We start from the raw sequence: 26,523 nt of genomic DNA on the forward strand, positions 1-26,523 counted from the left end.
CAACGTGCCGTGGCAGACGCCGCTATAATGATCGCAGATGCGGCCAGGACGGCAGGCTTCGTGGAGAAGTGCCATCGCTGTCTCAGAAATCCGCCAGCAGGAAGATGCTGACCCGACGCTTGTCCATCAGGCCATAGCTGTTGCTGCCGACGATGTTCCAGGCGAACACGTCGCCGGCATTCTGCATCTGCACGCGCAACGTCGCCGGTGCCTTGCCGATGCGGAAGCGGTAGCGGGCGCCGACGTCGACAAGCGTATAGGACGGCACGCTGACCTCATTGTCGCGTGAGGCATAGCGGCTGCCGATGTTCGCGACAGCGACGTCGACTGAGAAGCCGGGTGCGAAGCCTGGGCGATATTCGGCATTGCCTCGCAGCGTGCGCGTAGGCTGGTTCAACGGGCGCGCGCCCACCCGGCCGTCGTCGACGGCGGCACCGGTAACCCGCGGCTGCATCAGCACGGCACCCGCGACCAGCGACAGCCGCTCGGTCGGGTTGCCGGCCAGACTGAACTCGGCACCACGGTGTCGCACGTCGCCGAGCACGGTGAAGACGTTGCGTTCGTCGGTGTTGAAATAGGGCTTCGCGACATCGAAGACCCCCGCCACCAGCTTCATGCCGCCCGGCAACGCCCAGCGAACTCCGCCGTCCACCTGCCGCGTACGGATGGCGGGCAAGGCTTCGTTGCGGTTGGCGGCATTGACCGGGGCGATCCCGCTTTCCTCCAGCCCACGGGCATAGCTCGCATACAGGGCGAAACGGTCGGTGATCGTTGCGGCGGCGCTGGCGTTGAGCAGCCAGGGCCGATCGATCGTACCCGTACGTGGCAGGCCGGGCTGTTCGATCGTCTTGCTGTAATCGGCCCGCTGGATGCCGACGCCAACCTCCCCCACCCCCTTCCATCGCCCCTCATAGGCGACGCCGACCGTCGTTTGGCGCACGCGATCGTGAGTACGGGTGCCGAAGCGGAGATCGACAGGCGGCGCAACCGGAACCGGCAAGCCGAGTTCACGCGGCCCGAGGTCGAGCGCCGGGGCGGCCCCGCCATAGAAGCTGTCGAGCGAGCGCGCCCTGATGGTCGCGTGCAGCGCATGCAGCCGCGGCCCATCGATCATGCTGCGGCTTAGGCGCACTTCCCCGCTGGTGGAGGCATAGCGCTGGCCGGGATCGGCGATCACCCGTTCGGTCGTCGTCCCGTCTGCCGTCGTGTCCGTGAATAATTCAGCAAAGTTGCGCTCGTTGACGAAGATCGAACGGAAACCACCCGCCGTGATCGACCAGTCGCTGCCAAGCCGCGCCTTGGCGATGACGCCGGTGTTGATGCTTCGTGTGTCCTTGTTCGCCCATTGCTGTCCGAAGTAGCGCCGCCGGGGTGCCTCCGGCGGAACCACGTTGCCGGCGGCGATGACGGTCGGGGCGACCTGCTCGTCGCGGCCGAGCGAAATCGAATAGAATGGAACGACCTCGATCCCGTCGCGCGGCCGCCAGCGCGGGATCAGCGCGGCACGGATGTAGTGCGCGTTGGAGCCGTCGTAATATTGCTCGTGCGCCCAAGAAGCGCCCGCCGCCACTCCCAGCGTGCGTCCCGCAATCGGCAGTTGCGCATCTACTTCGAAGGTCGGTGCGCCATAAGCGAAGCTGCCGGCGACGACGCTGACCAGCGGCCGGTCACCCACGCCGCGCAGCTTGTAATCAACGATCCCGGTCGGTGCGGGAAAGAGGTAGCCTTGCGCCGACAGGCCGACCCTTATCGTCGAGCCGGACACCAGCCGCTGCGGGATCGCACCCTGCCGATCGATATAGACGCCCTCGATACGCACGTTGCCCGCCGCGACCGGCGAGAAGCCGCGTACTTGGCTGGGGCCGTACAAGCCGATCGTTTCGTTGCCGATCGACGTTCCGAACGCATCCTCTGCGGCGGTCACCGCATTGTCGGCGGCCCGCTGCGCTGCTGCGGGCGCCGCAATGGCCAGCGCGGCAGGGAGTATCAGACGCCTCACAGCACCCACCGATCGGCGCGACGCAGGCCGACGCCCCCAACGATCAGCCCCGCCACCAATAGCCACGCGACGAACGGCAGAACTGCAGCTGTGCGATGGCGCGACGGCGCGTCCGTCATCACGAACGCCGGAATGATTTCCGGATCGGACAGGCTGTACTTTCCGCGCGACGCCTCACGCCGCGTGGGATCGACCGCCTCACGCTGTACGAGCGGATACAGCAATCGGCGCAGCCCAAGCTGATACGTGCGCACCTGCGCCTCGAATGCGCGGTGCCTGGCACCATCGGTCCCCGCCAGCGTCGCCAGCGCCTGCGTTAGCCCAAGCGGCGGTGCGACATAACCGATCACCGTCGCCCAAGCCGCCTGATCCCGCGAGTGGGCGGCCCGCGCACCATGCCGGGCGGCAAGCCGACGCTCGGTCTCAGGCACCAGAAAGGTCAGCCGGGTGGCGTGATCCAGCGTGACGATTCGACCGGCCATAGCTGACAGATCGGGCCGGGCTGCCACCGCCTGCGCGATGATCCGGTCGCGATCGCGCTGAACCGCGTCGGCCACGCGGCGCTGCGCATCGATCCACGCGCCGGTGGAGGGAGTCGGCGCCACCGTCGAGGCCATCATGCCCGCGATCAACGGCACGCCGAGCGTGAGGACCGCCCAAATCGCGGCCAGCGTGCCCAGAGCGGCAGCCGCGCCAGGCAGCCGCGCGAGGACAAGCAGCGCGATGCCGGTCCAGAACACCATATAGGCGACGACCAGCAGCAATGCCGCCGCGAGTTCCCCGATGGCCGATCCCAGATCGGCACCTGCGACGGCCAGCGCCAGGACAAGCCCGGCGAGCGTCATCGGGATCGCCCATGCCGTGATCGCCGCCACACGCGCCGCCAGCCACACGCGCGGCGCGGTCGCCTGCGCCGCCACCAGCCGCAACATGCCCCGATCGCGCTCGAACGTGACGAGCAGGCCATGCAGCAGGATCAGCGCCAGTGGCAGCAGGAGCGCTAGCACGAACGCGAGATCGAAGCGCCCGAGCGCCAGCCCGCGCGGATTCTCGAAATCATAGCGTTCATCGACGCCGAACGGCGTAGCCAGCTTCACTTCCATGCGCGTCGGCGCAAGATCACTGATGCCGATCGCAAGCGGCGACAACGGCAGATGCGGCTTCGTGGCGGGTGGTGCGACGAAATACTGGCTGAACCCGGCCACATCGCTCGGATCCTGCCAATAGGGCACGACGGGAGCAGCAGGCGTGACGGGGGCACGATACGCATCGAACCGCTGCCGCACACTGGCCCGATGCGCGGCGTCGGCAGCCAGCGTGCGGGCGATCGCGGCATCTTGCCCGCGGTGTAGCGCAGCGGTGTCGAGCGCTGCCCAGATAATGCTGGCAACCAGCGCACCCTGGATCAGCCAGAACAGCGGCGTGGCGGCAACCCGGCGCCATTCCCACGCGAACAGGGGCGCGAACGGGGCGCCGGTCACGGCTTCAGCCTCCGCGTTGCGTTCGACAACAACGTCGCTGCGAACAATCCCCAGCCGAGCAGGGCCGCAAGCGGCACCGCCAGCTTGGCAGCCGTGCCGGTCAAAGCAGGCGGCGCGAACGCAAACGCCGGGATGCTGGACCACAACGCGATGTCGGCGGTATGCGCCGCCTCCCCCGGCTTGACGGCATGCGCCATGCCGTCCGCGTTCATCCGGTCGACCAGCGCGCGCCGGTAACGCTCCGCCTGATCGATGAAGGCACGATGCTGGTCGAAGTCGGTGCCCGCCAGTGCCGGCGACAGACGCTGCATCGCGATCGTCGGCGATACGATGCCGAAGACACCGAACAGACGATCCTGCGCCGCCACCCGCGCGTAGAAACCGCCCAGGACACGATCGAAGACCGCGTGGCTATGCCGCTCCACCAGATCGAGTTCGGCCATGCGATAGTTGGGAATATCCTCGACCCGCGCCACGCGGTAGCGGGCGAGCAGTTCGGCCTCATGCCGCGCGCCCTGCTCGGCCGACCAATAGGCCGGAGCCGCAGCGTCGATCGCCTCACGAACGCTCTGCGTCGATGGCAACGGGCGCAGGCCATCTGCGACGCCGCTGGCAAGCCGCGGCACGGCCAGCGCGAAGAATATCCACAGACCGAACAGCGAGGCCAGCCCGATCCGGGCCGAACCGCATGTCATCGCCACCGCCAGTCCGATCGCGGCGATGATCGCGACATAGGCCGACATGACGATCGCCCATGACAACAGCCGCAGCGTCGCATCGCCGTCCAACGCGCCATGGAATGCCGCCACACCGACCATCGCGATCGTCACCGGCACGACCAGTGCCGCCACCCCACTACCCGCGACCGCCAGCAGCTTGGCGACGACGATCCGGCCGGGACGCGTCGCCGCGCCCAGCGCCAGCCGCAACGTGCCACGCTCGCGCTCGTCCGCCACCGCCGCGAACGCCAGCAGGAAGATCGCCAGCGGCCCGAAAGCGAGGATCAAGGCGGCGGGATCCGCCATGCCGGCCCGCTGGAGTGGCGAGGCATCCTGCTGCGGTCGATGCAGCAGGTCGTTCTGGTGATGCGCCTCCAGCCATACCGCCCGCCCGACGAACCCGCCGACACCGGGATCGAGCGGCGCGAGTGCGGGAGACGGCTTGAAGGCATAGACCGCATAATGCGCGGCGCTATGCGGATCCTTGCTCCCCTGCCCCAACCAGCGGACACGTTCCGCCGCTGCGGCCGCCTGCTGCTGCGCGTCGGTCCGTGCCGCATCGGCAGCAACACCCGCAAAGGCCAGCAACACGAGGGCAGCAAGGGTAACGAGCGCCAGCATCGCTCGGCGTTCCCGCCTTAGCATCGCCAATTCATAGCGGGCGAGCGCGAGAATCATTCCGCCAGCGCGTCCAGATACAGCCGTTCCAGTGCCGGCGGGGTCAGGCTGGACGTCTCACGTTCGTCAACCAACCGCCCTGCGCGGAGGATGCCGAGCCGCGAGGCGACGTCATGGACGCGAAACAGGTCATGCGTCGCCATCACCACCGCGATCCCGCGCACCGAGGCGGCGCGGATCGTCGCGGACAGATCATTGGCGGCCGATGCGTCGAGTCCAGAGGTCGGCTCGTCGAGCAGCAGCAGCTGCGCCTCCTTCGCCAGCGCGATGGCGACGCCGACCTTCTGTCGCATCCCCTTGGAGAATCCACCGGCCCGCCGTCCGTGCGCCTCGCGCTGCAATCCGGCCGAGTCGAGCAGCGACCCGGCCTGCGCCGCATCGACCTTGCGCCCGGCGAGCAGCGCGAAATAGCGCAGGTTCTCGGTCGCGGTCAGCGTCGGATGGAGCATCACCGTCTCGGGCAGATAGGCGGTACGCGCGCGCACCGCGAGCGGATCGGCCACCGCATCCACGCCGCCTACCGCGATGCTGCCGGCGTCGGGCGCGAGGAAGCCGAGGATCAGGTTGATCGTCGTCGTCTTGCCGGCACCGTTTGGCCCCAGCAACGCATACACCTCACCCGCCGCCAACGTCAGCGACAGACCATCCAGCGCCGGGCGCCCGCCGAACGCGAGCGATACGCCGTCGAGGCGCAGGGCGGCCGTGCCCGCCATGTCAGAGACGCGCCGTGAAGCTGATGTCGACGCTCCGCGGCGCACCGAGCGTCAGTTGCCGCGCCGAGCCGCCGAACCAATTGGCATACAGCCGGTCGGTCAGGTTGCGTCCACGCAAGGTCACGTCGCCATATGGCAGCCGCCATGCAATTGCCGCATCGAACACGGTGCTGCCGCGCACGCGCACGCTGTTGGCATTGTCGGTGAAGAAACGGCTCATGTACCGCGCGCCGCCGCTCACCGAGATCGGCAGTGCGTCGAAGCGGTAGATGCCGAACACGCTCGCGACCCGCTCCGGTACGACCGGCGGGGTATTGCCGGCGCGGTCGCCGCCCGCCTCGCGCAGAACGTCGAACCGCGCGTCGAGGATCGCCAGATTGGCATCGAGGCGGAACTGCCGCGTCACGGCACCCGACGCTGACAGCTCGAAACCACGCGAGGACTGGCTGCCGCCCTGCACGGCGATGCTGGTATTGGCGGGATCGCGCGTGACGATGCCCTCCTGCTCGATCCAGTATCCCGCCGCCGTCAGGTCCAGCCGATCGCCGAACAGCGTCGTCTTCACCCCGCCCTCCACCGATCGCCCGGTCGTCAGGTCGAACGACGAGTTGGCCAGCGACAGCAAGGCCAGGCTACCCACAGGCGCCACGGCATAGCTGTACTGCGCGAAGAACTGCGTCTTGGGTGCAAGATCGAAGACGGCACCCGCCCGCCACGACACCGGATTCCATGACTTCGAAAACGCCGTGGTACGTCCGGCATTGAGATCGTCGACGCTGCGATCCAGCGTAATGTCGTCGTAGCGGATGCCGCCGACCAGCAGCAGGCGCGGCGTCAGATTGAACGCTTCCTCGGCAAAGATCGACTTGATGACGGTATTGGAGCCGAAATCGGCGCGGCCGTCCGGGAAGTTCGCTGCCGTCTCGGCCAGCGACAGCACGCCGCGCGCCGGATCGAAGATGTCGACCGCGGTGGTCGAGCCGAAGCGGCGCGGCACCGCCAGATCGCTATCGCTATATTCGCCGCCGGCTGAGAAGCGATTGCGATGGCCGCCGATTTGGATATCGCTTACCAGAACCGCGCGTTCCACCACGAAGCGATGATGGTGATCGATGCGGGTTGTTCCGCGCCGGAACGATCCGTTCGCGAAAGCAGCGCTGGGCGTGGCGAAGGTGTAGACTTCCGAGTTCCGGAAGCGCCGGTCGGCATGATAGTAGCTGAGCTCGTTGGTGAAGCGCAGCGCGTCCGAAAACTCATACGCGACGCGCGACCGGGCCCACCACGTTTCCGACCCCTGATCCGCGTTGGTAACGTTGTAATTGCGGTTGCGGATCGCGCGATCGAGGACGAAGCCGTCCGTCGTTCTCACCAGATCGCTGGGGTCACGCGCGATGCTGCGCGGCACCAGCGGCGTACCCCAATAGGCCGTGCCGTAGCGGTCCTCCAGATAGTCGCCCGCCAATTCGATCGACAGTCGCTTGACCGGCTTCAGCGTCACCGCCAGCGTCGCCGCCAGGAAGCGCGCATCGGTATCATCGATGAAACCGCCCGTCCGGTTGGCGCTGGCGACGCCACGCACCGCGACCTTGTCGCTCAGGACGACGTTCGCATCGACGCCGGCGCGCAACGTATCGAAGCTGCCATAGCCGACCGTCGCGGCGTAGGCATCGCCGCCGAACCGCGGCTTCTTCGGCACGAGGTTGACCGCGCCCGCCAGGGATCCCTCGCCGTACAGGACGCCCGCCGGCCCCTTCAGCACCTCGATCCGGTCGAAGCTCCAGCTATCCAGATTACGAATGATGAGCGCCGAGTTGGTCTGACGGACGCCGTCCCAGAGCAGCGACACCGCACCCGCCGTGAAGCCGCGCATCGACATCTGCCCCGGGCTGCTCGCCAGTTCACCCGATGTTGCACCCGGCGTGGCGTTCAACGCCTCGACCGTCGTGCGCAGCCCGCGCTCCTGCATTAACTCCTGCGACAAGATGTCCACGATCGCGGGGGTTTCACGCACGGTCAGTCCCAGTCGGCTGCCCGTCTCGCTTCGGGCGTCCAGCAGCAGCTGGCGATCCGCCGTTCCCGTTACGATGATGTCCGTCGCCTGCTGGTCTTGGGACGCCGCCGACGCCACGTCCTGTGCGTAGGCGACGGGGCTCCATCCGACGATCCCCAGCAACACGACACCGCGCTGCCACCCGGCAAACCATTTATTCGTGTATACGCGACGGTTCACGCGCTCATGATTGGTCAGGTTCATTGGCCCCCGGTCATTGCGACCATCCGCAATTCCGGCCCGCCCCCGAATCACGTTATGTTGTAACATACCTTCGTCGAGGCGTCGCAGTCAAGGCGGTTGAACAATGGCGGTTGGCTTACCACCCAACCGCAGATCACCGTCGTCGCTCGGGACCGCAGCGGGGCGTATGCGCGTGCTGCCGCAAAAGCCTTGCCGCACGCCGTTCAGGTCGCAGACCGCTGGCACCTGATGGAAAATGCCAGCCATGCCTTTCTTGAGGCGGTCCGCCGGTCGATGCGCCAGATCCGGCGTTCAGTCGGTGCCATGACCATCAATCCCGCGCTGCTGACAGCGGCAGAGCGCCTGCAATATGAGGGGTATCTTCACCGGGAGGAGACCAATACTTCCGTCCTGGCGATCTCAAAGGAGGGGGTATCCATCAAGGAGATCGTGCGGCGCACCGGGCACAGTCGCGGTTTGGTTCGTCGGATTTTGCGCGGTGAACGTAGCGATGTGTTTCGGAGCCGGGAAAGCTCGTTGGAAACCTATCTGCCGTGGCTGGATCAACAATGGGCTGCGGGATCTCGCAATGGTGCTGACCTCTGGCGGCGCCTGAGATCTCAAGGGTTTCGTGGATCACTGCGGGTGGTAACCGAATAGGCCAGTCGGCGACGGCAGGCTGAGCGGGTAGATACGGAGTCCCTTCACCGCGTGCCCTCGGCAAGAACCATCGCCAGACTGATGACGACCGGGCGCGATTCCTTGTCTAGGGCAGAAACCGTGACGGTCGCTGCGGTCGAGGCCGGGGTACCGATTCTCGTTGAGGCGCGCACCGTGGTCGAACGGTTCCACGAGATGATCCGGCACAAACGAGAGACCGATCTCGCTTCCTGGATAGAATGTGGTCGTGGCAGCCTGGTAGCGTCCTTCGCCAACGGCATTGCACGTGACGTCTCCGCCGTTCGAGCTGCCATCGTCACCTCTTGGTTCAACGGGCAGACCGAAGGGCAGATCACCAAGCAAAAGCTGGTGAAGCGCCAAATGTACGGCCGGGGTAAGCTGGACCTTCTCGAAGCAAGATTGGTCGGCGCTGCGTGGCTGTGAGATCATCAAAATGTGCGTCAGAGCCCCTTTTCCACGCCGATCCACACCCGACTTCGACGACAGCGCGTCAATCAGGGCATGATCCGGGGGATCATGCCCCGGCAAGCCATCTCGATGTACGCGCGCGGGATGACGGTGCGCGAGATCCGGGGGCATCTCGAGGAGCTGTATGGGATCGACGTTTCGCCGGACCTGATCTTGAGCGTGACCGATGCGGTGCTGGAAACAGTCGCCGAATGGCAGGGCCGCCCGCTCGACACCTGCTACCCGCTGGTCTTCTTCGACGCGATCCGGGTGAAAATCCGCGACGAGGGCTTCGTCCGGAATAAGGCGGTGTACATCGCGCTGGGCATCCAGCCGGATGGCACCAAGGAGGTGCTCGGCATCTGGATCGAGCAGACCGAGGGTGCCAAATTCTGGCTGCGCGTCATGAACGAGCTCAGAAACCGCGGCGTCGCCGATATCCTGATCGCGGTCGTCGACGGACTGAAGGGCTTCCCGGAGGCGATCAACGCTGCTTTCCCCGAGGCCATCGTCCAGACCTGCATCGTCCATTTGATCCGCAACAGCATGAGCCCTTCGACCGCCTGCCAAGGCAGGCGGTCAGGAGAGCCTTTGCGTCCTGGAAGGAGCGCAAGTTCATCGCCCAGGCGCTGCGCGGCGTCTACCGTGCCGAGACGCCCGAGGCCGGCATGGCGGCGCTGGAGGCGTTTGAGGAAGGTCCCTGGGGCCAGAAACACACGGCCATCGCCATGAGCTGGAGGCGCCATTGGGACCAGGTCATCCCGTTCTTTGCCTTTCCCGAGGGCGTCCGCCGGATCATCTACACCACGAACGCCATAGAGGCCCTGAACTCGAAGATCCGCCGTGCCGTCCGGACACGTGGTCACTTCCCCGGCGACGATGCCGCTATGAAGCTGCTATACCTGGTGCTCAATCACGCGGCGGACGAATGGAAACGACCACCGCGCGAATGGGGCGAGGCCAAAAGCCAGTTCGCCGTCATCTTCGGCGAGCGCTTCGTCATCTGACGATAACCGGCCTCCCGCACAAAATTTCTGACAGTCCCTGGTCGGGCGGACCCAGCGTCAGCGCCACGACCTTGTCGACCAGCGTGGCCTTGAGCGGTGCGATCCCCGGCGGTCGCGTCTTGTCGCGCAGCAGGCCATCGACGCCTTCGGCCATGAACCGCTCCTGCCAGCGCCACACGCAGGTCTTCGACTTGCCTGTCGCCGCCATGATCGCAACCGTGCCCAGACCATCGGCGCTCAAAAGGACGATCCGCGCCCGCCACACATGCTTCTGCGGCGAGCCACGCGCCGCTACGATCCCCTCAAGCCGTGCCCTGTCTCATGCCGTGACGCTGATCTCGATCCCGCTGCGCATCACTCATCATTGCACGTCAACGCGCCGCGCTGAATCTCAGAGCCCGACTCATAATTGGAGTTTGGCGATACGGCGCGTCATCCGCCTGATGGATGAGACGACCATCCAGGCTTCGGACGATGCAATTGAAACTTCCCAGTCCTTGGCGAGGCGACGACACCGGTTGAGCCACGCAAGGGTGCGTTCGACGATCCAGCGCCGGGGCAGGATAATGAAGCCCGTCAGGTCGGACCGTTTGATAATTTCGATCGTCAGCCGATCAGGCCGGGCGCACCGTCGCGGTCCTGAACATCGGCGCTGTGCACCACGCCTTCGAGCATATTGAAGCGTCCCGGGTTTTCCGGAGGTTTTAATCCGGCGGCATCGCGCAGGATTGTTTTACCGGATGCGTTTCGTCCGACGGGCGCTGATGATCGTTGGCGCGATCCTCGCGGTCGTCGGGCTGTTCTGGCTGGGTCAGGGGATGGGCATCATCCGCTGGCCCGCCAGTTCGGTCATGATTGACCAGTATCTGTGGGTTGTCACCGGATCGGTCACCGGTGCGCTTGGCCTGCTGCTCCTCCTGATCGCGCGGCGCCTGCCCCGCCGTTGAGCGGCGCTCCCCGCCGATGCGGGTGATTCGCTGCGACAGCTCGCTGCACCGATGCGGCGCGACGCAAGCTGCCGAAAAATACTTTCGACTTTGCTCGACGGGCGCATCCCCCACCTGCGCGTAACAGTCGTTTCGGACCAAGTCTCCGGAACCGTTCGGAAAACATGACGTGCCGCTGCAATCGTTAGCGCCACCCGGAACGCCCTGGCATAGCCACCGGACGCGCAAGACCAGCGCCCGTCGCGGCACGCTTAAATCGATCTTAATCCGGCTCGACCACGGTCACGATCAGCTCTTTGGGGGGCAAGATCGAGATGACTGCTGCTATTACTGTACCGTCGACATTGTCGATGACGACCATCGGTGCCTTCGCCGATGAACTGCGCGCGCTTCCGCTGGACAGGGATGTCGTGCTCGACGTCGCTGACCTCTCGGCATCGGACCTCAGTGTCCTGCAACTCATCGAAAGCCTGCGGGCCGAGACGCGGTTGCAGGGCGGCACCGTCCGCCTCGCCGCACCCGCCGGCGACACGCTCACCACCCTGTTGCGCCGCGCCGGGTTCGTCGACGCACAGGATCCCGAAAACAACATCTTCTGGTTCCACGGAGTCCCGTTGCAATGACCGCTTCCATTCTTGCCGTCGACGATTCCGCCAGCCTGCGCATGGCGATCCGCATCGCGCTGACCGGCGCGGGTTACACCGTCACCGAGGCCGGTGACGGCGTTGAGGGGCTGACCAAGGCGACCGCCACCAAATTCGACCTGATCGTCACCGATCTGAACATGCCGAACATGGACGGGCTGGCCATGATCCGCGAACTGCGCAAGCAGCCCGCGCAGACCGGCGTGCCGATCATCTTCCTGACGACCGAATCCGATCCGGAAATGAAGAACCAGGCAAAGGCCGCCGGCGCGACCGGCTGGCTGGTGAAGCCGTTCGTCCCCGACCAGCTCGTCAAGGTCGCCCGCAAGGTCCTTGGCCAGTGATCGCCGACGATCCCGTCGCCGCCTTCCGCGTGGAGGCGGGCGAGGTGCTCGACCAGGTGGAGCAGGGCCTGCTCGATCTCGGTCACGACCTCGGCAATGCCGATCTGGTCAACGCCGTCTTTCGCGGCCTGCATACGCTCAAGGGCTCGGGCGCGATGTTCGGCTTCGATGCGCTCGCCGGCTTTACCCACCACTGCGAATCCGCGTTCGATCGCGTGCGCAAGGGGCAGGTGCCCGCCACCGCCGGACTGGTCGCGGTCATCCTGTCGGCGCAGGATCACATGCGCGCGCTGGTCGATGGCGACGCGCCTGCGGCCGATGGCGACGCGATCCTCGTCCGTCTGCAACAGGCGATCGACGAAGCGTCGGGCACCGCCCGGACCGCCCCGCCCGTGCCCGCCGCACCGTCGGGCTGGAAGGTCGCGTTTCGCCTGCCGGTGGATGCGATGGCGAACGGCACCAATCCGCTGATGCTGCTCGACGAACTGCGCGAACTGGGCGACTGCACCATCGTCGCGCGGACCGACCGCGTGCCGCCGCTGTCGGCGCTGGTTCCGACCGAATGTCATATCAGCTGGGACGTCACGCTGACCGGTGACATCACGCGCGACGATATCGAGGACGTGTTCATCTTCGTAATGGACGACATGGAACTGACCATCGAACCGCTGGCGATGGACGCCGTCGCGGCACCTGTCGATGCCGTGCCCGCGGTCGTGGAAACCGTCGTGGCCCCGGTGGTCGCGGCACCCGTCGCTGCCGCGACCACCGAAGCCCCCGCCGCCCGCACTGCCGCGAAGGCGGAGGAGAGCGTCCGCGTTCCAGCCGGCCGGCTCGATGCGCTGATGGACCGTGTCGGCGAACTGGTGATCGCGCAGAGCCGTCTGTCGCAGGTGGCGCATCGCGGTCAGGACCTAGTGCTGCGGTCGGTTTCCGAAGAGATCGAGCGGCTGGCCGGCGAACTGCGCGACAACATGATGGTCATGCGCATGGTGCCCGTCGGGTCGCTGTTCGCACGCTTTCGCCGCCTGATCCACGATTTGGCGCGCGACACCGGCAAGACAATCGAGTTCGAAACCGAGGGCGAAGCGACGGAGGTCGACAAGACCGTGATCGAACGGCTGTTCGATCCGATGGTCCACCTGATCCGCAATAGCTGCGATCATGGCCTCGAAACGCCCGAAGACCGTGCGATCGCGGGCAAGTCCGCCGCCGGCACCGTCCGCCTCGCCGCGCATCAGGCGGGGGGCGAGGTCGTCATCACCATCCGCGACGACGGTCGCGGCATCAACCGGGCACGCGTCCGGGCCAAGGCGGAAGCCAACGCCCTGATCCAGCCCGACCAGTCGATATCGGACCAGGACCTGCTCCAACTGATCTTCGCCCCCGGATTTTCGACGGCCGCGGCGGTCACCAACCTGTCAGGGCGCGGCGTCGGCATGGACGTGGTGAAGCGCACGATCGAAGGGTTGCGCGGATCGATCGACGTACAGTCGAACGAGGGCGAGGGATCGGTCATCGCCCTGCGCATCCCGCTGACGCTGGCGATCATCGAAGGGCTGCTGGTCCGGGTCGGCAGCGGTCGCTACGTCATTCCGCTGACCGCGGTCGAGGAATGCATCGAACTCTCGCTAGAGGACGATATGCGCCATCGCGGTCGCAGCCTCATCACCCTGCGTGAAAAGCTGGTGCCGTTCCTCCGTCTGCGCGAACTGTTCGCCACCGACACCCGCCCCGATCCGTTTCAGAAGATCGTGGTGGTATCGACGCCGCAGGGCCGCATCGGGCTGGTCGCCGATCAGATCATCGGCAACCATCAGACGGTCATCAAGCCGATGTCGGTGTTGCACCGCGACGCCGCGACCTTTGCCGGTGCGACGATCCTCGGCGACGGCGAGGTCGCGCTGATCCTCGACATCGTCCAGCTCATCGCGCTCGGCCAACCCCATGAGGAGACGCTGCGTGCAGCAGGATGAAACCCGCTCGACCTCGGCCCAGGTGCCGTGGAACCATGAAGAACAACTCGAGGTGCTGGTCTTCGACATCGGCGGCCAGAGTTTCGCACTGGAAGCGGTGCTGGTCCGCGAAATCCTCGACATGATGCCCGAAACGCGGGTGCCGGGCGCACCGCCACTGGTCGGCCATGTCATCAATTTCCGGGGACGTATCATTCCGCTAGCCGACCTGCACCTCGCGTTCGGCATGACCGCGGGGGCATCGACGCCCGACAGCCGGATCGTCGTGATCGAAATCGAACTGGGCGGCGAACCGGCGATGATCGGCCTGCGCACCGACAAGGTGCACGAGGTCGCGACCTTCTCCGCCACCACCAGGGAGGATGCGCCGGTCGTCGGCCTGCGCTGGCGCCGCGAACATGTCCGGACGCTGGTGCGGCACCACGACGACATCGTCGTGCTGCCGGATCTCACAACCATTTTCCAGTCGATCGCACGCGGCGATACCGCTGACGTGTCCATTCACTGATCTTCCCGGGGGGGGAATAAACCATGCGTGCAACGATCAAGATGAAGCTGGGAGCGACGTTCACCGTCCTCATTCTCATGATACTGGCGATCGTATTCGTCGGCGTGACCCGGATGAATACGCTCAACGATGCGATCAACGAACTCGTCGCGGGTCCGGTCAAGCGATTGGCCATCGCCCAGTCGATCGCGGCCGAAAGCAGCGGTATGCAGTCCGCGCAGATGGCGCTCGCCGCGAACAGCGATATGACGCTCATGAAGGCTTATGATGCCAAAATCGTGCAGAGCCAGGCCCTGATCGCCAAATATCTCGATGAAGCCCAGCAGTCGGCTCCAGCCGATCGCCAAGCGGGCTGGCAGAGAATCCGGGCGGATTATCAGGCATTGCTGCCCGTCTTCAACAGGATCCGCGAACTCGGTCTCGCCAACAAGAACGCCGAGGCCGCCGTGCTCGCGTCGAGCGAACAGCCAAAGCTGGCCTCGAAGCTGGACGACGATATCGACGCGATGGTCGCGCGGGTGCAGGAATCGATGGCGAAGACGTCCACCGACACTGATGTCCTGTACGCCGAAAGCCGCAACCTCTTGTTTGTAGTAGCCGGACTGGCGTTGCTGTTGTCGATCGGCGCTGCCATCTGGATCGCCCTCACCGTCTCGCGCGGTCTGAAGACCGCTAGCGTCGCGATCAGCGCCGTAGCGATCGGCGACCTCGACAATGAAGTAGCCGTGAAGTCGAACGACGAGATCAAGGATCTGGTCGATACGATCAACGCGATGACCGCCGACCTGCGCAAATCGGCGGCTTTGGCCGAAACGATCGCCCAGGGCGACCTGACCGTCGACTACAAGCCACTGTCCGAGCACGATAAGTTGGGCCACGCGCTGGTCAGCATGACCAACCGCCTGCGCGGCGTCATCGGCGATGCCACGATCGCGGCACAGAATGTCGCCGCCGGCACGCAGCAGTTGTCGTCCACCGCCGACCAGGTGTCGCAGGGTGCGACCGAACAGGCCGCCGCCGCCGAGGAGGCATCCGCGTCGATGGAGCAGATGGCCGCCAACATCAAACAGAATGCCGACAATGCCGCCCAGACCGAGAAGATCGCCCGCCAGTCGTCGTCGGACGCCGAAGCCAGCGGTGTCGCGGTCGACCGTGCGGTCAGTGCGATGCGGACGATCGCCGAAAAGATCGGCATCGTACAGGAAATCGCCCGCCAGACCGACCTGCTGGCGCTGAACGCGGCCGTGGAAGCAGCCCGCGCCGGCGAACATGGTCGCGGTTTCGCGGTGGTCGCCTCGGAAGTCCGCAAGCTGGCGGAACGCAGCCAGACCGCCGCTGCCGAGATCAGCTCGGTATCGTCGGAAACGGTGCAGGCCGCCGCCAAGGCTGGTGAGATGCTGACCAAGCTGGTGCCCGACATCCGCCGCACCGCCGAACTGGTGTCCGAGATCAGCGCCGCCTGTCGCGAGCAGGACATCGGGTCGAGCCAGATCAACCAGGCGATCCAGCAGCTCGACCAGGTGACGCAGCAGAACGCAGCAGCCTCCGAACAGATTTCCTCGACGTCCGAGGAACTGGCAGGTCAGGCGGAAGAACTGCAGCAGGGCATCGCGTTCTTCCGCTTCGACGACAGCAACACTTCGACCGCGCGTCGTCCGGCGATCCGCAAGCCCGCCGCCCCGGTGAAGCCGAAGACCAAGGTCAAGGCTCCGTCGGCGGTCGCCAAGGCCAGGAACGGATCGATCGCCGACCAGCAGGCACGCGCCCGCGGCTTCGCGCTTGATCTCGCGCAAGGCGGCCCGGACGGTGACGACGTCAGCTTCGGACGCGCGGCATGAGCGCCGCCGCCCCGACGCAGGTCGTCACCTTCGGCCTGGGGGAAGAGGTCTTCGCGGTATCGGTGACGATGGTCCGCGAGATCCTCGACTACACCCCCGCCTTTCGCGTTCCCAACGGTCCGTCGTGGATGCTCGGGCTGACCGACGTGCGCGGGTCCGGGGTGCCGATGATCGACCTGCGGGTCCGGCTGGGCCTTGCGCCCGTCGACCCCACGCTCGCCACGCGGGTGCTGATCGTCGACGTACCGCTTCCCGACCGGACGCTGGCGCTCGGCCTCGTCGTCGACCGCGTGATCGCCGTCGCCACGTTCGAACGCGATCGACTGGAAAGCGCCCCCGATATCGGAATGCGCTGGCGGTCCGACTATATCGCGGGGGTGGTGCGCGAGGCCGATGGCTTCGTCGTCATCATCGACGTCGCGCACGTCTTTGCCGCCGACGACATGGACCGGTTTGCCGCCGACGACATGGACCGGCTTGCCACCCTTTCCCAAGCGGCCTGACCCGCGATAACAAAAACATAGAAGAGGATGCCGAAGATGTTCTCCCAGATCAAGCATAGCGCCCGCCCGGCAGCAGCGATCGCCGAGATCCATGCGCTGACGCAATCGATCGCCGATGGCGACCTGACCCGTCGGGCACGCGAAGATATGGCGACCGGTGAGGCGCGCGCCATGCTGGCGGCGGTGAACGGGCTCCTCGATGCGGCGCTGACGCCGGTCGTTCGCATGAACGACGGTCTTGCCTATGTCATTGCCGAACATCGACGCGGCGACATCGACGCCGTGCTGTCGTCGCCGGCCTTTCACGGCGACCTTCGCGTGATGGCCGATCGCGTCGACACGCTGGTCGCCGCCCACATCGACGTGAAGAAGATGGCGATGGCCTGCATCCGTGAGATCGCCATCGGCAACTTCGAAGCGCCGCTCGACAAGCTGCCGGGCAAGAAGGCGTTCATCAACGACGCCATCGAAACGCTGCGCGGAAACCTGAAGACGCTGATCGCCGAAATGAACCACATGTCCGCCGAACATGATCGCGGCGACATCGACGTCGTCGTTGCCGCCGAGAAATTCCCCGGCGACTTCGGCGTCATGGCGCGCGGTATCAACGACATGGTCGCCGGTCACATCGCCGTGAAGAAAAAGGCGATGGGCTGTATCAAGGCGTTCGGCGAAGGCGATTTCGAGGCTCAGCTCGAACAATTCCCCGGCAAGAAGGCGTTCATCAACGAAACCGTCGAAACGCTGCGCGGAAACTTCAAGGACATAACCGGTGAGATCCAGCGCCTGATCCGCGCCTCGACCGAGGGGCGCCTCAGCGAACGTGGCGATACCGGACGCTTTCGTGGCGACTTCTCGAAGCTGGTCGACGGCATCAACGGTATGCTCGACGCGATCCTGCTGCCGATCGGCGAGGGCAATCGGGTTTTGCGGCTGGTCAGCACCGGCGATCTGACCCAGCGCGTCGAGATCGAGTGCGACGGCGATCATCAGCGGATGAAGGACGCGATCAACTCGCTGGTCGACAATCTCTCGAAATTCGCCGGCGACGTGGCGTCCGCTTCCGATCAGGTCGCCGCCGGCAGCCAGCAACTGTCATCCTCGTCGCAACAGGTGAGCGAGGGCGCGACCGAACAGGCCGCCGCCGCCGAGGAAGCATCGGCGTCGATGGAGCAGATGGCCGCCAACATCAAACAGAATGCCGACAATGCCGCGCAGACCGAAAAGATCGCGCGCCAGTCGTCGAAGGATGCCGAAGCGAGCGGTGTCGCGGTCGACCGTGCGGTGGGTGCGATGCGGACGATCGCCGAAAAGATCGGCATCGTGCAGGAAATCGCCCGCCAGACCGACCTGCTGGCGCTGAACGCCGCCGTGGAAGCGGCCCGTGCCGGCGAACATGGTCGCGGCTTCGCGGTCGTCGCGTCGGAAGTCCGCAAGCTCGCCGAACGCAGCCAGACGGCGGCCGCCGAGATCAGTTCGGTTTCGTCGGAAACGGTGCAGGCCGCCGCCAAGGCGGGCGAGATGCTGACCAAGCTGGTGCCCGACATCCGCCGCACCGCCGAACTGGTGTCCGAAATCAGCGCGGCGTGCCGCGAACAGGATATCGGCGCCAGCCAGATCAACCAGGCGCTGCAACAACTCGACCAGGTGACGCAGCAGAATGCCGGTGCGTCGGAACAGATTTCGTCCACGTCGGACGAACTGGCCGGTCAGGCGGAAGACCTGCAAGGCAGCATCGCGTTCTTCCGGATCGAAGAACCCTCGCGCGCCACCGCTTCCGTCGCTCGTGCAGCGCGCGCGCCCGTCGCCAAGGTGAAGGCAAAGATCCCGGCCACCAAGCGCCCCAAGACCGGATCGGTCGCCGATCAACAGTCCCGCGCCCGCGGCTTCGCGCTTGATCTGACGCAAGGCGGACCGGACAGCGACGATGCCTCCTTCGGCCGGGCGGCGTGAGCCATCCGCTCACCCGACATACCCGCCGCTTCCCGACCTTTCCGTCGACTGGAAACAACCGACCATGACTGCCGCAATCGCCCTGACGCCTCCCGGCGCCGACCGGCTCAGCCCGCACAAGTTCGCGCGGCTGTCGACGCTGATCTACGACCGGACCGGCATCAAGATGCCCCGGACCAAGTCGACGATGCTCGAAGGGCGATTGCAGCGGCGACTGCGCGATACCGGCATGGCCACGCTGGACGAGTATTGCGACCATCTGTTCAGCGGGGATGCCGATCCCGCCGAACTGACGCACCTCATCAACGCCGTCACCACCAACAAGACCGATTTCTTCCGCGAACCCGGCCATTTCGACTTCATGGCGAAGACCGCGCTCCCGGCGCTGGCGAAAACCGGGCAGCGGCGCATCCGGGCATGGAGCGCCGCCTGCTCGACGGGTGCCGAGCCGTACACGATGGCGATGGTGCTCGACCAGTTCGCGCAGGGCGGCGGTCCGGATTACGGCATTCTCGCCACCGACATCGATACGGCGGTGCTGGAAACGGCGCGACGTGGCATCTATCCTGCGGCGCTGGTCGAACCGGTGCCGCCGGCGCTGCGCCAGCGCTATCTTATGACGTCGCTCGACCGCAAGGCGGGGCAGGTGCGCGTCACCACGGCGCTGCGTTCGGCGATCGGCTTCGCCCAGCTCAACCTGATGGACGCCCGCTACCCCGTCGGCGAACCGATGGACATCATCTTCTGTCGCAACGTGCTGATCTATTTCGACAAGGAAACGCAAGGAAAGGTCGTTCGCCGGCTGTGCGAATGCCTGCGTCCGGGGGGATACCTGTTCCTCGGCCATTCGGAATCGATCGCCGGAATCGACCTGCCGGTCACGGCGGTCTCCTACACCGTCTTCATGAAGGACTGACATGGGCAAGATCCGCGTCCTCATCATCGACGACAGCGCCAGCGTCCGCCAGGCGATGACCGCGATCCTAAGCGAGGATCCGGAAATCGAGGTCATCGCCGCCGCCGCCGATCCGTTCGCCGCCGCACGCTACATTCAGGAGGAAGTGCCCGACGTCATCACGCTGGACGTCGAGATGCCGCGCATGGATGGCGTCACCTTTCTGCGCAAGCTGATGAGCCAGCGGCCGATCCCGGTGGTGATGTGTTCGTCGCTGGTCGAGGAAGGCTCCGAAACGCTGCTCCAGGCATTGGAGGCGGGCGCGGTCGACGTCATCCTGAAACCCCGCATGGGCATCGCCGACCATCTGAACGAATCGCGGATGATGATCCGTGAAACCGTGAAGGGCGCGGCGCGGGCACGCGTGCGCAGCCGCGCGGCCGGCGCCCGGTCCGGCGCACCGGCGGCGAAGCTGACCGCCGACGCGGTCCTGCCCCCACCCACCGGCCGGGCGATGAGCCGGACGACCGAGATGGTCGTCTGCATCGGCGCATCGACCGGCGGGACGGAAGCGCTGCGCGAGGTGCTGGAGGCGTTGCCCGCCAATTCGCCGGGCATCGTCATCGTCCAGCACATGCCGGAAAGCTTCACCCGCGCTTTCGCCAGGCGGCTGAACGGGCTGTGCCAGGTCGACGTCAAGGAAGCGGAGGACGGCGACACGGTGATGCGCGGCCATGTGCTGATCGCGCCCGGCGGGCTGCGCCACACGCTGCTGGAACGACAGGGCGCGCGCTATGTCGTGTCGGTGAAGGAAGGACCGCTGGTGTCGCGGCACCGTCCGTCGGTCGATGTGCTGTTCCGGTCGGCCGCCCGCAACGCCGGATCGAACGCGGTCGGCATCATCATGACCGGCATGGGCGACGACGGCGCGCGCGGCCTGCTGGAAATGAAACAGGCGGGCGCCCGCACCGTCGCGCAGGACGAAGCGACCTCGATCGTGTTCGGTATGCCCAAGGAAGCGATCGCCCGCGGTGCCGCCGACCGGGTCGTACCCTTGGGCGCCATCGCCCGCGAACTGTTGCAGGCGACCGCACGATGACCGTCGCCGCCCGCCCCGCCGCCGCCCGACCCTCCCCCGTCAACGCCAAGGATTGATCCCATGCAGCATATCCGTATCGATCCTGCCGAGGCGATGGAACTCGACACCATCGACCTGAAGCGTACGCTGGCGCTGACCGCGGCGGGCATGGACGCCCGTTTCGTCCGCGCGGGCACCACCCTTGCTACCGCGATCGACACGATCGACCGGATCATCACCTCGATCGAGGAGGTCACTGGCGCGCTCGACGAAAGCGTGGCGGGAATCGCGGTCACCAGCCTGAAGGACGTCGCGCTACAGCTCGATGGCTTGCCACAGGTACAGGCCGACCGCGATGCCGACATGGCGCGCATCGGCACGGCGTCGCGCGTCCTGCGCGACCATGTCATGGACATGCGGCAGGCGCTGCGCGTCCTCCACATCTACGGCATGAACATCAAGATCGCGGCATCGGGCGAAACGGCGTTCGTCGGCTTCGTCAACGACATGGGCCAACGGCTGGCGGCGGGTGAGGAACATCTCGAAGGCTTCCTCGCCAAGCTGAAGGAACTGTCGGGCAGCGTCGGCAGCGTGCAGCAGGCCGGACGCCTGCTCGCGGCGGAGGCGCGCAAGATCCTGCCGGCGGTGCCGCAGCGGCTGACCCGCGACGCCGGCGCGCTGCACAGCCATCTGGGCGATGTCGCATCGATGGCGCGGCAGGTAGCGACGATCGCCCGCACCGTGCAGGGCCGGGTCGCGACGATGCTGGGCGCGTTGCAGGTCGGCGACAGCACGCGGCAGCGGCTGGAACACGTCGTGTCGGCGCTGCAACTCCTCGACAGCGCACCCCACGATCTGACCGATCCCGCCGATCAGGCGGAGGTGAACGGGGTGGTCCACCACCTTCTCGCCGCGCTGCTCGAAACCAGCGCCAACGATTTCGATCGCGACGCCGCGCTGCTGCTCGAATCGCTGAACGCGTTGCAGCCCGATACCGCTTCGCTGCTCGACCTGATCGACGACGATGCCGGCGGCAACGGTCGCCCGTTCCTGATCCAGATCGAGGAAGCGGTCGGCGAGGTCGCGGTCATCACCGTGCAGTTGCAGGAGGCGGACCAGCGGTCGGCGTCGATGCTGGACCTGATAACCGACACCGTCCGCGAACTGACCGGCCGCCTCGAACAATTGCAGCGGGTCCAGTTCAACGTCCAGGACATCGCGACCAACACCCGCCTGCTGTGCCGCCGCCACGGCGAACTGGGCAAGGCGGTGTCGGTCGTCGCCAGCGAGGTCGACATCTATGCCCATTCGCTGGGCAATGCGATGCGCGGCATCGGCCAGCCGATCAACGAACTGGCGGAAGTGAACACCACGCTGATGATCAAGCGCGGCGATGCAGGCGACCGCGACATGGGAACCAAGCTCGCGCAGGCGCTGGTCGTCATCCGCGAAGGGTGCCAGCGCACCGACCTTGCCGTGCGCGAAGGGGGCGACGATGCCCGCCAGTTGATGGAATTGCTGACCATCGCGGGCGATGAGATCGGCGCGGAACTGAAATTGGGCGCGACGATGCGACAGGCGGCGGCGGTGCTGGCATCGACGCCCACGGTCGACGCGCCCGGCGATCCTGCGATGGCGGCATTGGGCGACCTGCTGCCGCGAATCACCGCGCTCTACACCATGGCGCAGGAACGCGACGTCCATGCCGCCTGTGTCCCGGCCTGTTTCGCGGTCGTCGGCACCGCCGCCGCGGCGGTCGAGGACGATGACGACGATGACGGCCTGTTCTGACGCCGATCATTCGCCCCGCGCTTCGACACCGATTCTTTTGAATCGGCCTTCAACTCGTTTGGGTGTCCTGAATGTCGATCCCGCCGAAGAACTCCAACGCCTTAGGCGATCAGCTTTGTCGATCAGCTGCGTGGTGACCTGCAGCCCGTTTCATGGACCTGACGTGATGGGGTGGACGGCCCCTGCACCAGCGTATCTGTGCAATGATGTAGCCGCTGAGCGACGTCTATTCGGCCGATGGCGCCAGGCTCAAGGCGTCGACCGTGATCGCGGAGGGCCTCCGCCGATCCGACCTTGGGCAAGCTCATCGCCAATGCCTTCGATCAGGAGCCGATGCCCAGGAACGATCTGACCGGTTCCGAGATAAGTGTCGGCGCTGTAAAGGACCGGCATCCAGCAGGTACGGCGCAACCAGCGACGTTTCCTCGTCGCTACGTTTCGAGCCCGACCGAGAATTGAGTTGAGCGATTTCAGCCAGTTGTGATTCACCGGGGGTTGCGAAGACCACGGAGATCACATGACCTGGAACGAAACCGCTCGGCGCGAGCATGACAGACGAGGGCTGCGCTACGCAAGCGACTGCACCGACCGGGAATGGGCGATTATAGCCCCGCTGCTGGCACTAACGACGAAGGTGGGGCGCCCGCGCCTGCATCGGGCACGGGATTTGTGGAACGCGATCCAGTACCTTGCGAGGACGGGGTGCCAGTGGGCGCAGTTGCCTAGGGACTTCCCGCCGTTCACGACCGTGCAATACCATTTCTACCGGATGCGGGGCAACGGCCTGCTCGATGCGATCATCGCGGTGCTGGTGGCCTGTACACGGATCGCGGAGGGCCGCGCGGCCGAACCGACTGCGGGCATCATCGACAGTCAATCGGTAAAGACCACCGAAGTCGACGGACCGCGCGGCTATGATGCCGGGAAAAAGGTCAGAGGTCGCAAACGTCACATCGCCACCGACACGGTCGGCAACCTGCTCGACGCCCTCGTCCATTCCGCCGACATCCAGGACCGTGACGGCGCGCCCGACCTCATCGAGCGCTGCCGGGATGCATATCCCTCGCTGGGTCGCTTCTTCGCCGATGGCGGCTATGCCGGGCCGAAGCTGGAGGCCGCCATCGCGCATCTCGACCGCCTTGCCATCGAAACTATCAGGCGTTCCGACGTCAGGCACTTCGTCGTCCTGCCGCGCCGCTGGGTCGTCGAGCGCACCTTCGCATGGCTTAACCGATGCCGACGCCTCGCCAAGGACTGGGAGACTTCCATCGCCTCGTCCGAGGCATGGCTCCTCATCGCTTCCATCAGGCGCATGACACGCCGCATCGCAAAGATCGAATTATGAGTCGGGCTCTTAGCACTACTTTGGCAGAGTTGGTTGGTTAGGGTTCGGCAACCGCTTATGACCGTGGGGCAATACGTTGGCGGTGGTCGTACCAGGCGGTCGAGGATCGCTTGCCGGATGGATGGCAGGGTCGGTTGCGGGGGCGGTCCACCGACTCTTTTTTTCCGTCCCGCGGCCTCGAGGCGGCGGGATTGCAGGAAGGCGTAGGCGAGCATCGTCATCAATGCGTGGCGATGTGGTCCCGGCCACGATCGTCCTTCGAAATGGGCCAGGCCTATGGCGCGACAATTACGATCAGCGGAGCGCGTCAATTAGGATGAGCGCCTGCGGGTATGTGTAGGTCGGCTAATTGACGGGGCGCGTCAATTGGAAGGTGATGGATCCGCGCTTGAGATGGTGCCGGTGACGCGGGCCTGGGCGGTTTTTCGCCGGTAGCTTGCGGTGTTCATCTCGAGGATGATGGCGTGGTGGACGAGGCGGTCGGTGGCCGCGACGGTCATGGCGGGGTCGGGGAAGATGTCGTCCCATGCGCCGAAGGGCTGGTTGGCGGTGATGAGAATGGAACGGCGCTCGTAGCGGGCGCTGATCAGCTCGAAGAGTACGGAGGTCTCGGCCTGGCTTTTTCTGACGTAGGAGAGGTTGTCGAGGATGAGCAGGCGGTATTTGTCGAGCTTCTCGATGGCGGCGGCCAGGCGCAGTTCCTGGCGGGCGGTCTGGAGTCGCTGGACGAGGTCGGTGGTGCGGGCGAACAGGACGCGGTGTCCGGCCTCGACGAGCGCATGGCCAAGCGCTGCGCTCAGGTGCGTCTTGCCGACGCCGGGCGGACCGAACAGCAGGATGTTGGTGCCGCTGTCGAGCCAGCTGTCGCCGGCCGCGAGCGCATTGATGCGCGCGAGGCTGACCATCGGGGTGGCGGCGAAGTTGAAGGTGTCGATGGTCTTGGCTGCAGGAAGCCGCGCCTCGAGGAGATGCCGGGCGGTGCGGCGGTTGGCGCGCTCGGCGACCTCGTGTTCGAGGAGCGTGGCAAGCGTCCGCGCGGCCGGCCAGCCCTCGGTGTCGGCGGTGTCGCCGATGCTGGCCCACAGCCTGGCGACAGTGGGCAGGCGCAACTCGGTCAGGAGCAGCGGCAGGCGGGCGGTGTCGGTGGTGAGGGTCATGCCGCCAGCTCCATCGCGGTCGCGCTCAGCAGCCGGTCGTAGCTGCCCGCACCGGGCATCTCGACATGGACCAACGGGAGGGTGGCGCTGGCGGGCATGAAGCGGGCGCGCAGATCGGCGAGGCCGGGCAGTCCGCCGGCATCGAGGATGGCGGCGAGCGCGACGGCCAGATCGGCCTCGACGCCCTGGTCGTGGGCGAGCGCGAGCAGGCCGACCATGGTGCGGCCCGCATCGCGTGCGGACCTGACAGTGCTGAGCGCGTCCCATGCCCGCCGGTATGCCGGGCGTGGCCACAGCGCATCGCGATAGCTGAGCCCGGCAAGCGCGCCGGGCTCGGCGCGCAGCGAGCCGATGACGTGACGATAGTCGACGACATGAGTGGTGGTGCGCCCGGCCGTCTTCGCCGGCGCGCGACCGCGCGGCAGCGTCACGACGAGCGCTGCTCCCAGGAACGCCTCGATGCGCTCGTCGTGGACGTGCAGGTGCAGGCGATGCCCGATGAGCCGCGAAGGCACGGTGTAGAAGGCGTGGCGGAACGAGAAGCCGGACGAACTGGTGACGCGCACGCTGGCCTCGTCCCATGTCGCCGCAGGTGTAGGCGGCAGCGCGCGCAGATGCGCCCGCTCGATGTCGATTTTGCCGGCGTGCCGCCGGTTGTGGTCGGCGATGACGCCGCTGACGAAGGTGCGATAGTCGTCGAGGCAAGTGAAGTCGGACGAGCCGCGCAGCAGCAGCGCCTGTGCGATGCGGTCCTTCAGATGCCCGTGCCGGCTCTCGATGGCGCCGTTCTCGTGTGCGACGCCGCGGTTGTTGCGCGTCGGCACCATGCCGTAATGCGCCGCCAGCGCGGCGAAGCGGCGGGTGAGATCCTGCGCGTCGTCGATGCACAGGTTGCGGAACGCGGCCGTTAGGCTGTCGGAGCGGTGCTCGTGCGGCGTGCCGCCCAGGATGGTGAGCGCCTGTGACAGGCCGGTCGCCAGCGCGGTGTAGCTCTCCCCGCCCAGCACGACCTCGCCGTGTTCGAACCCGGAATAGACCAGCGCGAAATGATAGAGCCGGTGGTCGAGCGGCACCCCGGCGACGCACACGCCCAGCTTGCCCATGTAGGTGAAGTCGGAAATCCCCATGCGGCCCGGGCTATGGGTCTGGGGAAACATGACCTCCCTGTCCGGGCCGTGCAGCCCCTTCCAGGCGCGCACGCGCCGCTCCAGCGTACGCCGGATGGCCGGGGTGACCCGGTCGGGATGACGGCGGTCCAGCTCGCCCAGTACCGTTACCGGCCGCAGGCCGGGTGCCGCTTCGAGCATGGGAACGACGACCGTCTCCCACAGCCCCTCCAGCGGGTCGACGTGGGTGCGGTACTGGCGAGCTTCCTTGCGCGCCGACGGCGGTCGCGGGTCGCGCTCGATGCGACGACCGGTCGCGACGGAGATGCCGGCCATGGCGGCAGCGTTGGTCTGGGGGCGGGTCAGACGGGCATTCATATAGAGCCTCACTTGCTGGTCGGTGATGTGTCTGCCTGGCATCGCTCGCCCCCTCGCAAGGGGAAAAACGCGCCGGGGCCGACCCGCAGGCGAAGCCGAAGC

Annotated in this window: 19 protein-coding genes and 5 pseudogenes; 14 read left to right on the forward strand and 10 right to left on the reverse strand. The window is 66.2% G+C overall.

Annotation, left to right across the window (positions count from 1 at the left end):
* Positions 1-82: 82 nt before the first annotated feature.
* Genes QLH51_RS05470 through QLH51_RS05490 form a run of 5 tightly spaced genes read right to left on the reverse strand, consistent with a single transcriptional unit; the run spans position 83 to position 7,820 of the window.
* Complete coding sequence (locus QLH51_RS05470; protein ID WP_164516114.1) at positions 83-1,999, reverse strand: TonB-dependent receptor domain-containing protein; 1,917 nt, start codon at positions 1,997-1,999, stop codon at positions 83-85.
* Positions 1,996-3,480: a DUF3526 domain-containing protein gene (locus QLH51_RS05475; protein WP_125656734.1), complete on the reverse strand. Its 1,485-nt coding sequence runs from the start codon at positions 3,478-3,480 to the stop codon at positions 1,996-1,998. The genes QLH51_RS05470 and QLH51_RS05475 overlap by 4 nt, the downstream gene beginning before the upstream one ends.
* Positions 3,477-4,877 carry a DUF3526 domain-containing protein gene (locus tag QLH51_RS05480; protein WP_125656731.1) on the reverse strand — a complete coding sequence of 467 codons (1,401 nt, stop codon included), beginning with the start codon at positions 4,875-4,877 and terminating at the stop codon, positions 3,477-3,479. Before QLH51_RS05480 ends, QLH51_RS05475 begins: the two co-directional genes overlap by 4 nt.
* The gene (locus tag QLH51_RS05485; RefSeq protein ID WP_125656728.1) at positions 4,874-5,590 is read right to left on the reverse strand and encodes an ABC transporter ATP-binding protein; all 717 of its coding nucleotides are present in this window, start codon (positions 5,588-5,590) and stop codon (positions 4,874-4,876) included. The genes QLH51_RS05480 and QLH51_RS05485 overlap by 4 nt, the downstream gene beginning before the upstream one ends.
* 1 nt (position 5,591) lies before the next feature.
* Positions 5,592-7,820 carry a TonB-dependent receptor gene (locus tag QLH51_RS05490; RefSeq protein ID WP_164516113.1) on the reverse strand — a complete coding sequence of 743 codons (2,229 nt, stop codon included), beginning with the start codon at positions 7,818-7,820 and terminating at the stop codon, positions 5,592-5,594.
* 135 nt (positions 7,821-7,955) lie between these two features.
* Between QLH51_RS05490 and QLH51_RS05495 the strand changes: the two are divergent.
* Both QLH51_RS05495 and QLH51_RS05500 read left to right on the forward strand, forming a co-directional pair.
* Positions 7,956-8,927, forward strand: a pseudogene (locus QLH51_RS05495) (transposase); the annotation flags it as partial.
* Between the two features lie 108 nt (positions 8,928-9,035).
* A pseudogene (locus tag QLH51_RS05500) lies at positions 9,036-9,958 on the forward strand (IS256 family transposase); the annotation flags it as partial.
* A gap of 37 nt (positions 9,959-9,995) precedes the next feature.
* Here the strand turns inward: QLH51_RS05500 and QLH51_RS05505 are convergent.
* Positions 9,996-10,256: pseudogene (locus tag QLH51_RS05505) on the reverse strand (helix-turn-helix domain-containing protein); the annotation flags it as partial.
* A 105-nt stretch (positions 10,257-10,361) separates the two neighbouring features.
* Positions 10,362-10,565, reverse strand: a pseudogene (locus QLH51_RS05510) (transposase); the annotation flags it as partial.
* Between the two features lie 133 nt (positions 10,566-10,698).
* Here QLH51_RS05510 and QLH51_RS05515 point away from each other — a divergent pair.
* The 12 genes from QLH51_RS05515 (at position 10,699) to QLH51_RS05570 (ending at position 23,780) form a co-directional block, all read left to right on the forward strand.
* Positions 10,699-10,905 (forward strand): hypothetical protein, encoded by a 207-nt coding sequence (locus QLH51_RS05515; RefSeq protein ID WP_125656722.1) that lies wholly within the window; start codon positions 10,699-10,701, stop codon positions 10,903-10,905.
* Positions 10,906-11,219: 314 nt separating this feature from the next.
* Positions 11,220-11,528 (forward strand): STAS domain-containing protein, encoded by a 309-nt coding sequence (locus tag QLH51_RS05520; protein WP_283514424.1) that lies wholly within the window; start codon positions 11,220-11,222, stop codon positions 11,526-11,528.
* Positions 11,525-11,893 carry a response regulator gene (locus QLH51_RS05525; protein ID WP_125656716.1) on the forward strand — a complete coding sequence of 123 codons (369 nt, stop codon included), beginning with the start codon at positions 11,525-11,527 and terminating at the stop codon, positions 11,891-11,893. The genes QLH51_RS05520 and QLH51_RS05525 overlap by 4 nt, the downstream gene beginning before the upstream one ends.
* Positions 11,890-13,869, forward strand: a complete 1,980-nt coding sequence (locus QLH51_RS05530; protein ID WP_125656713.1) for a chemotaxis protein CheA — start codon at positions 11,890-11,892, stop codon at positions 13,867-13,869. The genes QLH51_RS05525 and QLH51_RS05530 overlap by 4 nt, the downstream gene beginning before the upstream one ends.
* The gene (locus tag QLH51_RS05535; protein WP_125656710.1) at positions 13,856-14,377 is read left to right on the forward strand and encodes a chemotaxis protein CheW; all 522 of its coding nucleotides are present in this window, start codon (positions 13,856-13,858) and stop codon (positions 14,375-14,377) included. Before QLH51_RS05530 ends, QLH51_RS05535 begins: the two co-directional genes overlap by 14 nt.
* A 23-nt stretch (positions 14,378-14,400) precedes the next feature.
* The gene (locus QLH51_RS05540; RefSeq protein WP_125656707.1) at positions 14,401-16,215 is read left to right on the forward strand and encodes a methyl-accepting chemotaxis protein; all 1,815 of its coding nucleotides are present in this window, start codon (positions 14,401-14,403) and stop codon (positions 16,213-16,215) included.
* On the forward strand, positions 16,212-16,718 hold the full coding sequence (locus QLH51_RS05545; protein WP_125656704.1) for a chemotaxis protein CheW: 507 nt from the start codon (positions 16,212-16,214) through the stop codon (positions 16,716-16,718). Before QLH51_RS05540 ends, QLH51_RS05545 begins: the two co-directional genes overlap by 4 nt.
* A gap of 27 nt (positions 16,719-16,745) precedes the next feature.
* Positions 16,746-18,671, forward strand: coding sequence for a methyl-accepting chemotaxis protein (locus QLH51_RS05550; RefSeq protein WP_443018818.1), 1,926 nt, complete (start codon positions 16,746-16,748; stop codon positions 18,669-18,671).
* Positions 18,672-18,735: 64 nt separating this feature from the next.
* On the forward strand, positions 18,736-19,587 hold the full coding sequence (locus tag QLH51_RS05555) for a CheR family methyltransferase (RefSeq protein ID WP_125656701.1): 852 nt from the start codon (positions 18,736-18,738) through the stop codon (positions 19,585-19,587).
* 1 nt (position 19,588) lies between these two features.
* Positions 19,589-20,665: a protein-glutamate methylesterase/protein-glutamine glutaminase gene (locus QLH51_RS05560; protein WP_125656698.1), complete on the forward strand. Its 1,077-nt coding sequence runs from the start codon at positions 19,589-19,591 to the stop codon at positions 20,663-20,665.
* A gap of 60 nt (positions 20,666-20,725) precedes the next feature.
* Positions 20,726-22,435, forward strand: a complete 1,710-nt coding sequence (locus tag QLH51_RS05565; protein ID WP_125656694.1) for a hypothetical protein — start codon at positions 20,726-20,728, stop codon at positions 22,433-22,435.
* A 517-nt stretch (positions 22,436-22,952) separates the two neighbouring features.
* On the forward strand, positions 22,953-23,780 hold the full coding sequence (locus QLH51_RS05570; protein WP_125656691.1) for an IS5 family transposase: 828 nt from the start codon (positions 22,953-22,955) through the stop codon (positions 23,778-23,780).
* 155 nt (positions 23,781-23,935) lie between these two features.
* Here the strand turns inward: QLH51_RS05570 and QLH51_RS19920 are convergent.
* The 3 genes and pseudogenes from QLH51_RS19920 to istA all read right to left on the reverse strand — a co-directional run.
* Positions 23,936-24,058 (reverse strand): annotated as a pseudogene (locus QLH51_RS19920) (IS701 family transposase); the annotation flags it as partial.
* Between the two features lie 84 nt (positions 24,059-24,142).
* Positions 24,143-24,937, reverse strand: coding sequence for an IS21-like element helper ATPase IstB (istB, locus tag QLH51_RS05575; protein WP_125656688.1), 795 nt, complete (start codon positions 24,935-24,937; stop codon positions 24,143-24,145).
* A complete protein-coding gene (gene istA, locus QLH51_RS05580) occupies positions 24,934-26,463 on the reverse strand; it encodes an IS21 family transposase (protein WP_125656685.1) in 1,530 nt (509 codons plus the stop codon). Before istA ends, istB begins: the two co-directional genes overlap by 4 nt.
* Positions 26,464-26,523 lie beyond the last annotated feature (60 nt).

The sequence above is a fragment of the Sphingomonas sp. 2R-10 genome (assembly GCF_030062225.1).
Classification (GTDB): Bacteria; Pseudomonadota; Alphaproteobacteria; order Sphingomonadales; family Sphingomonadaceae; genus Sphingomonas.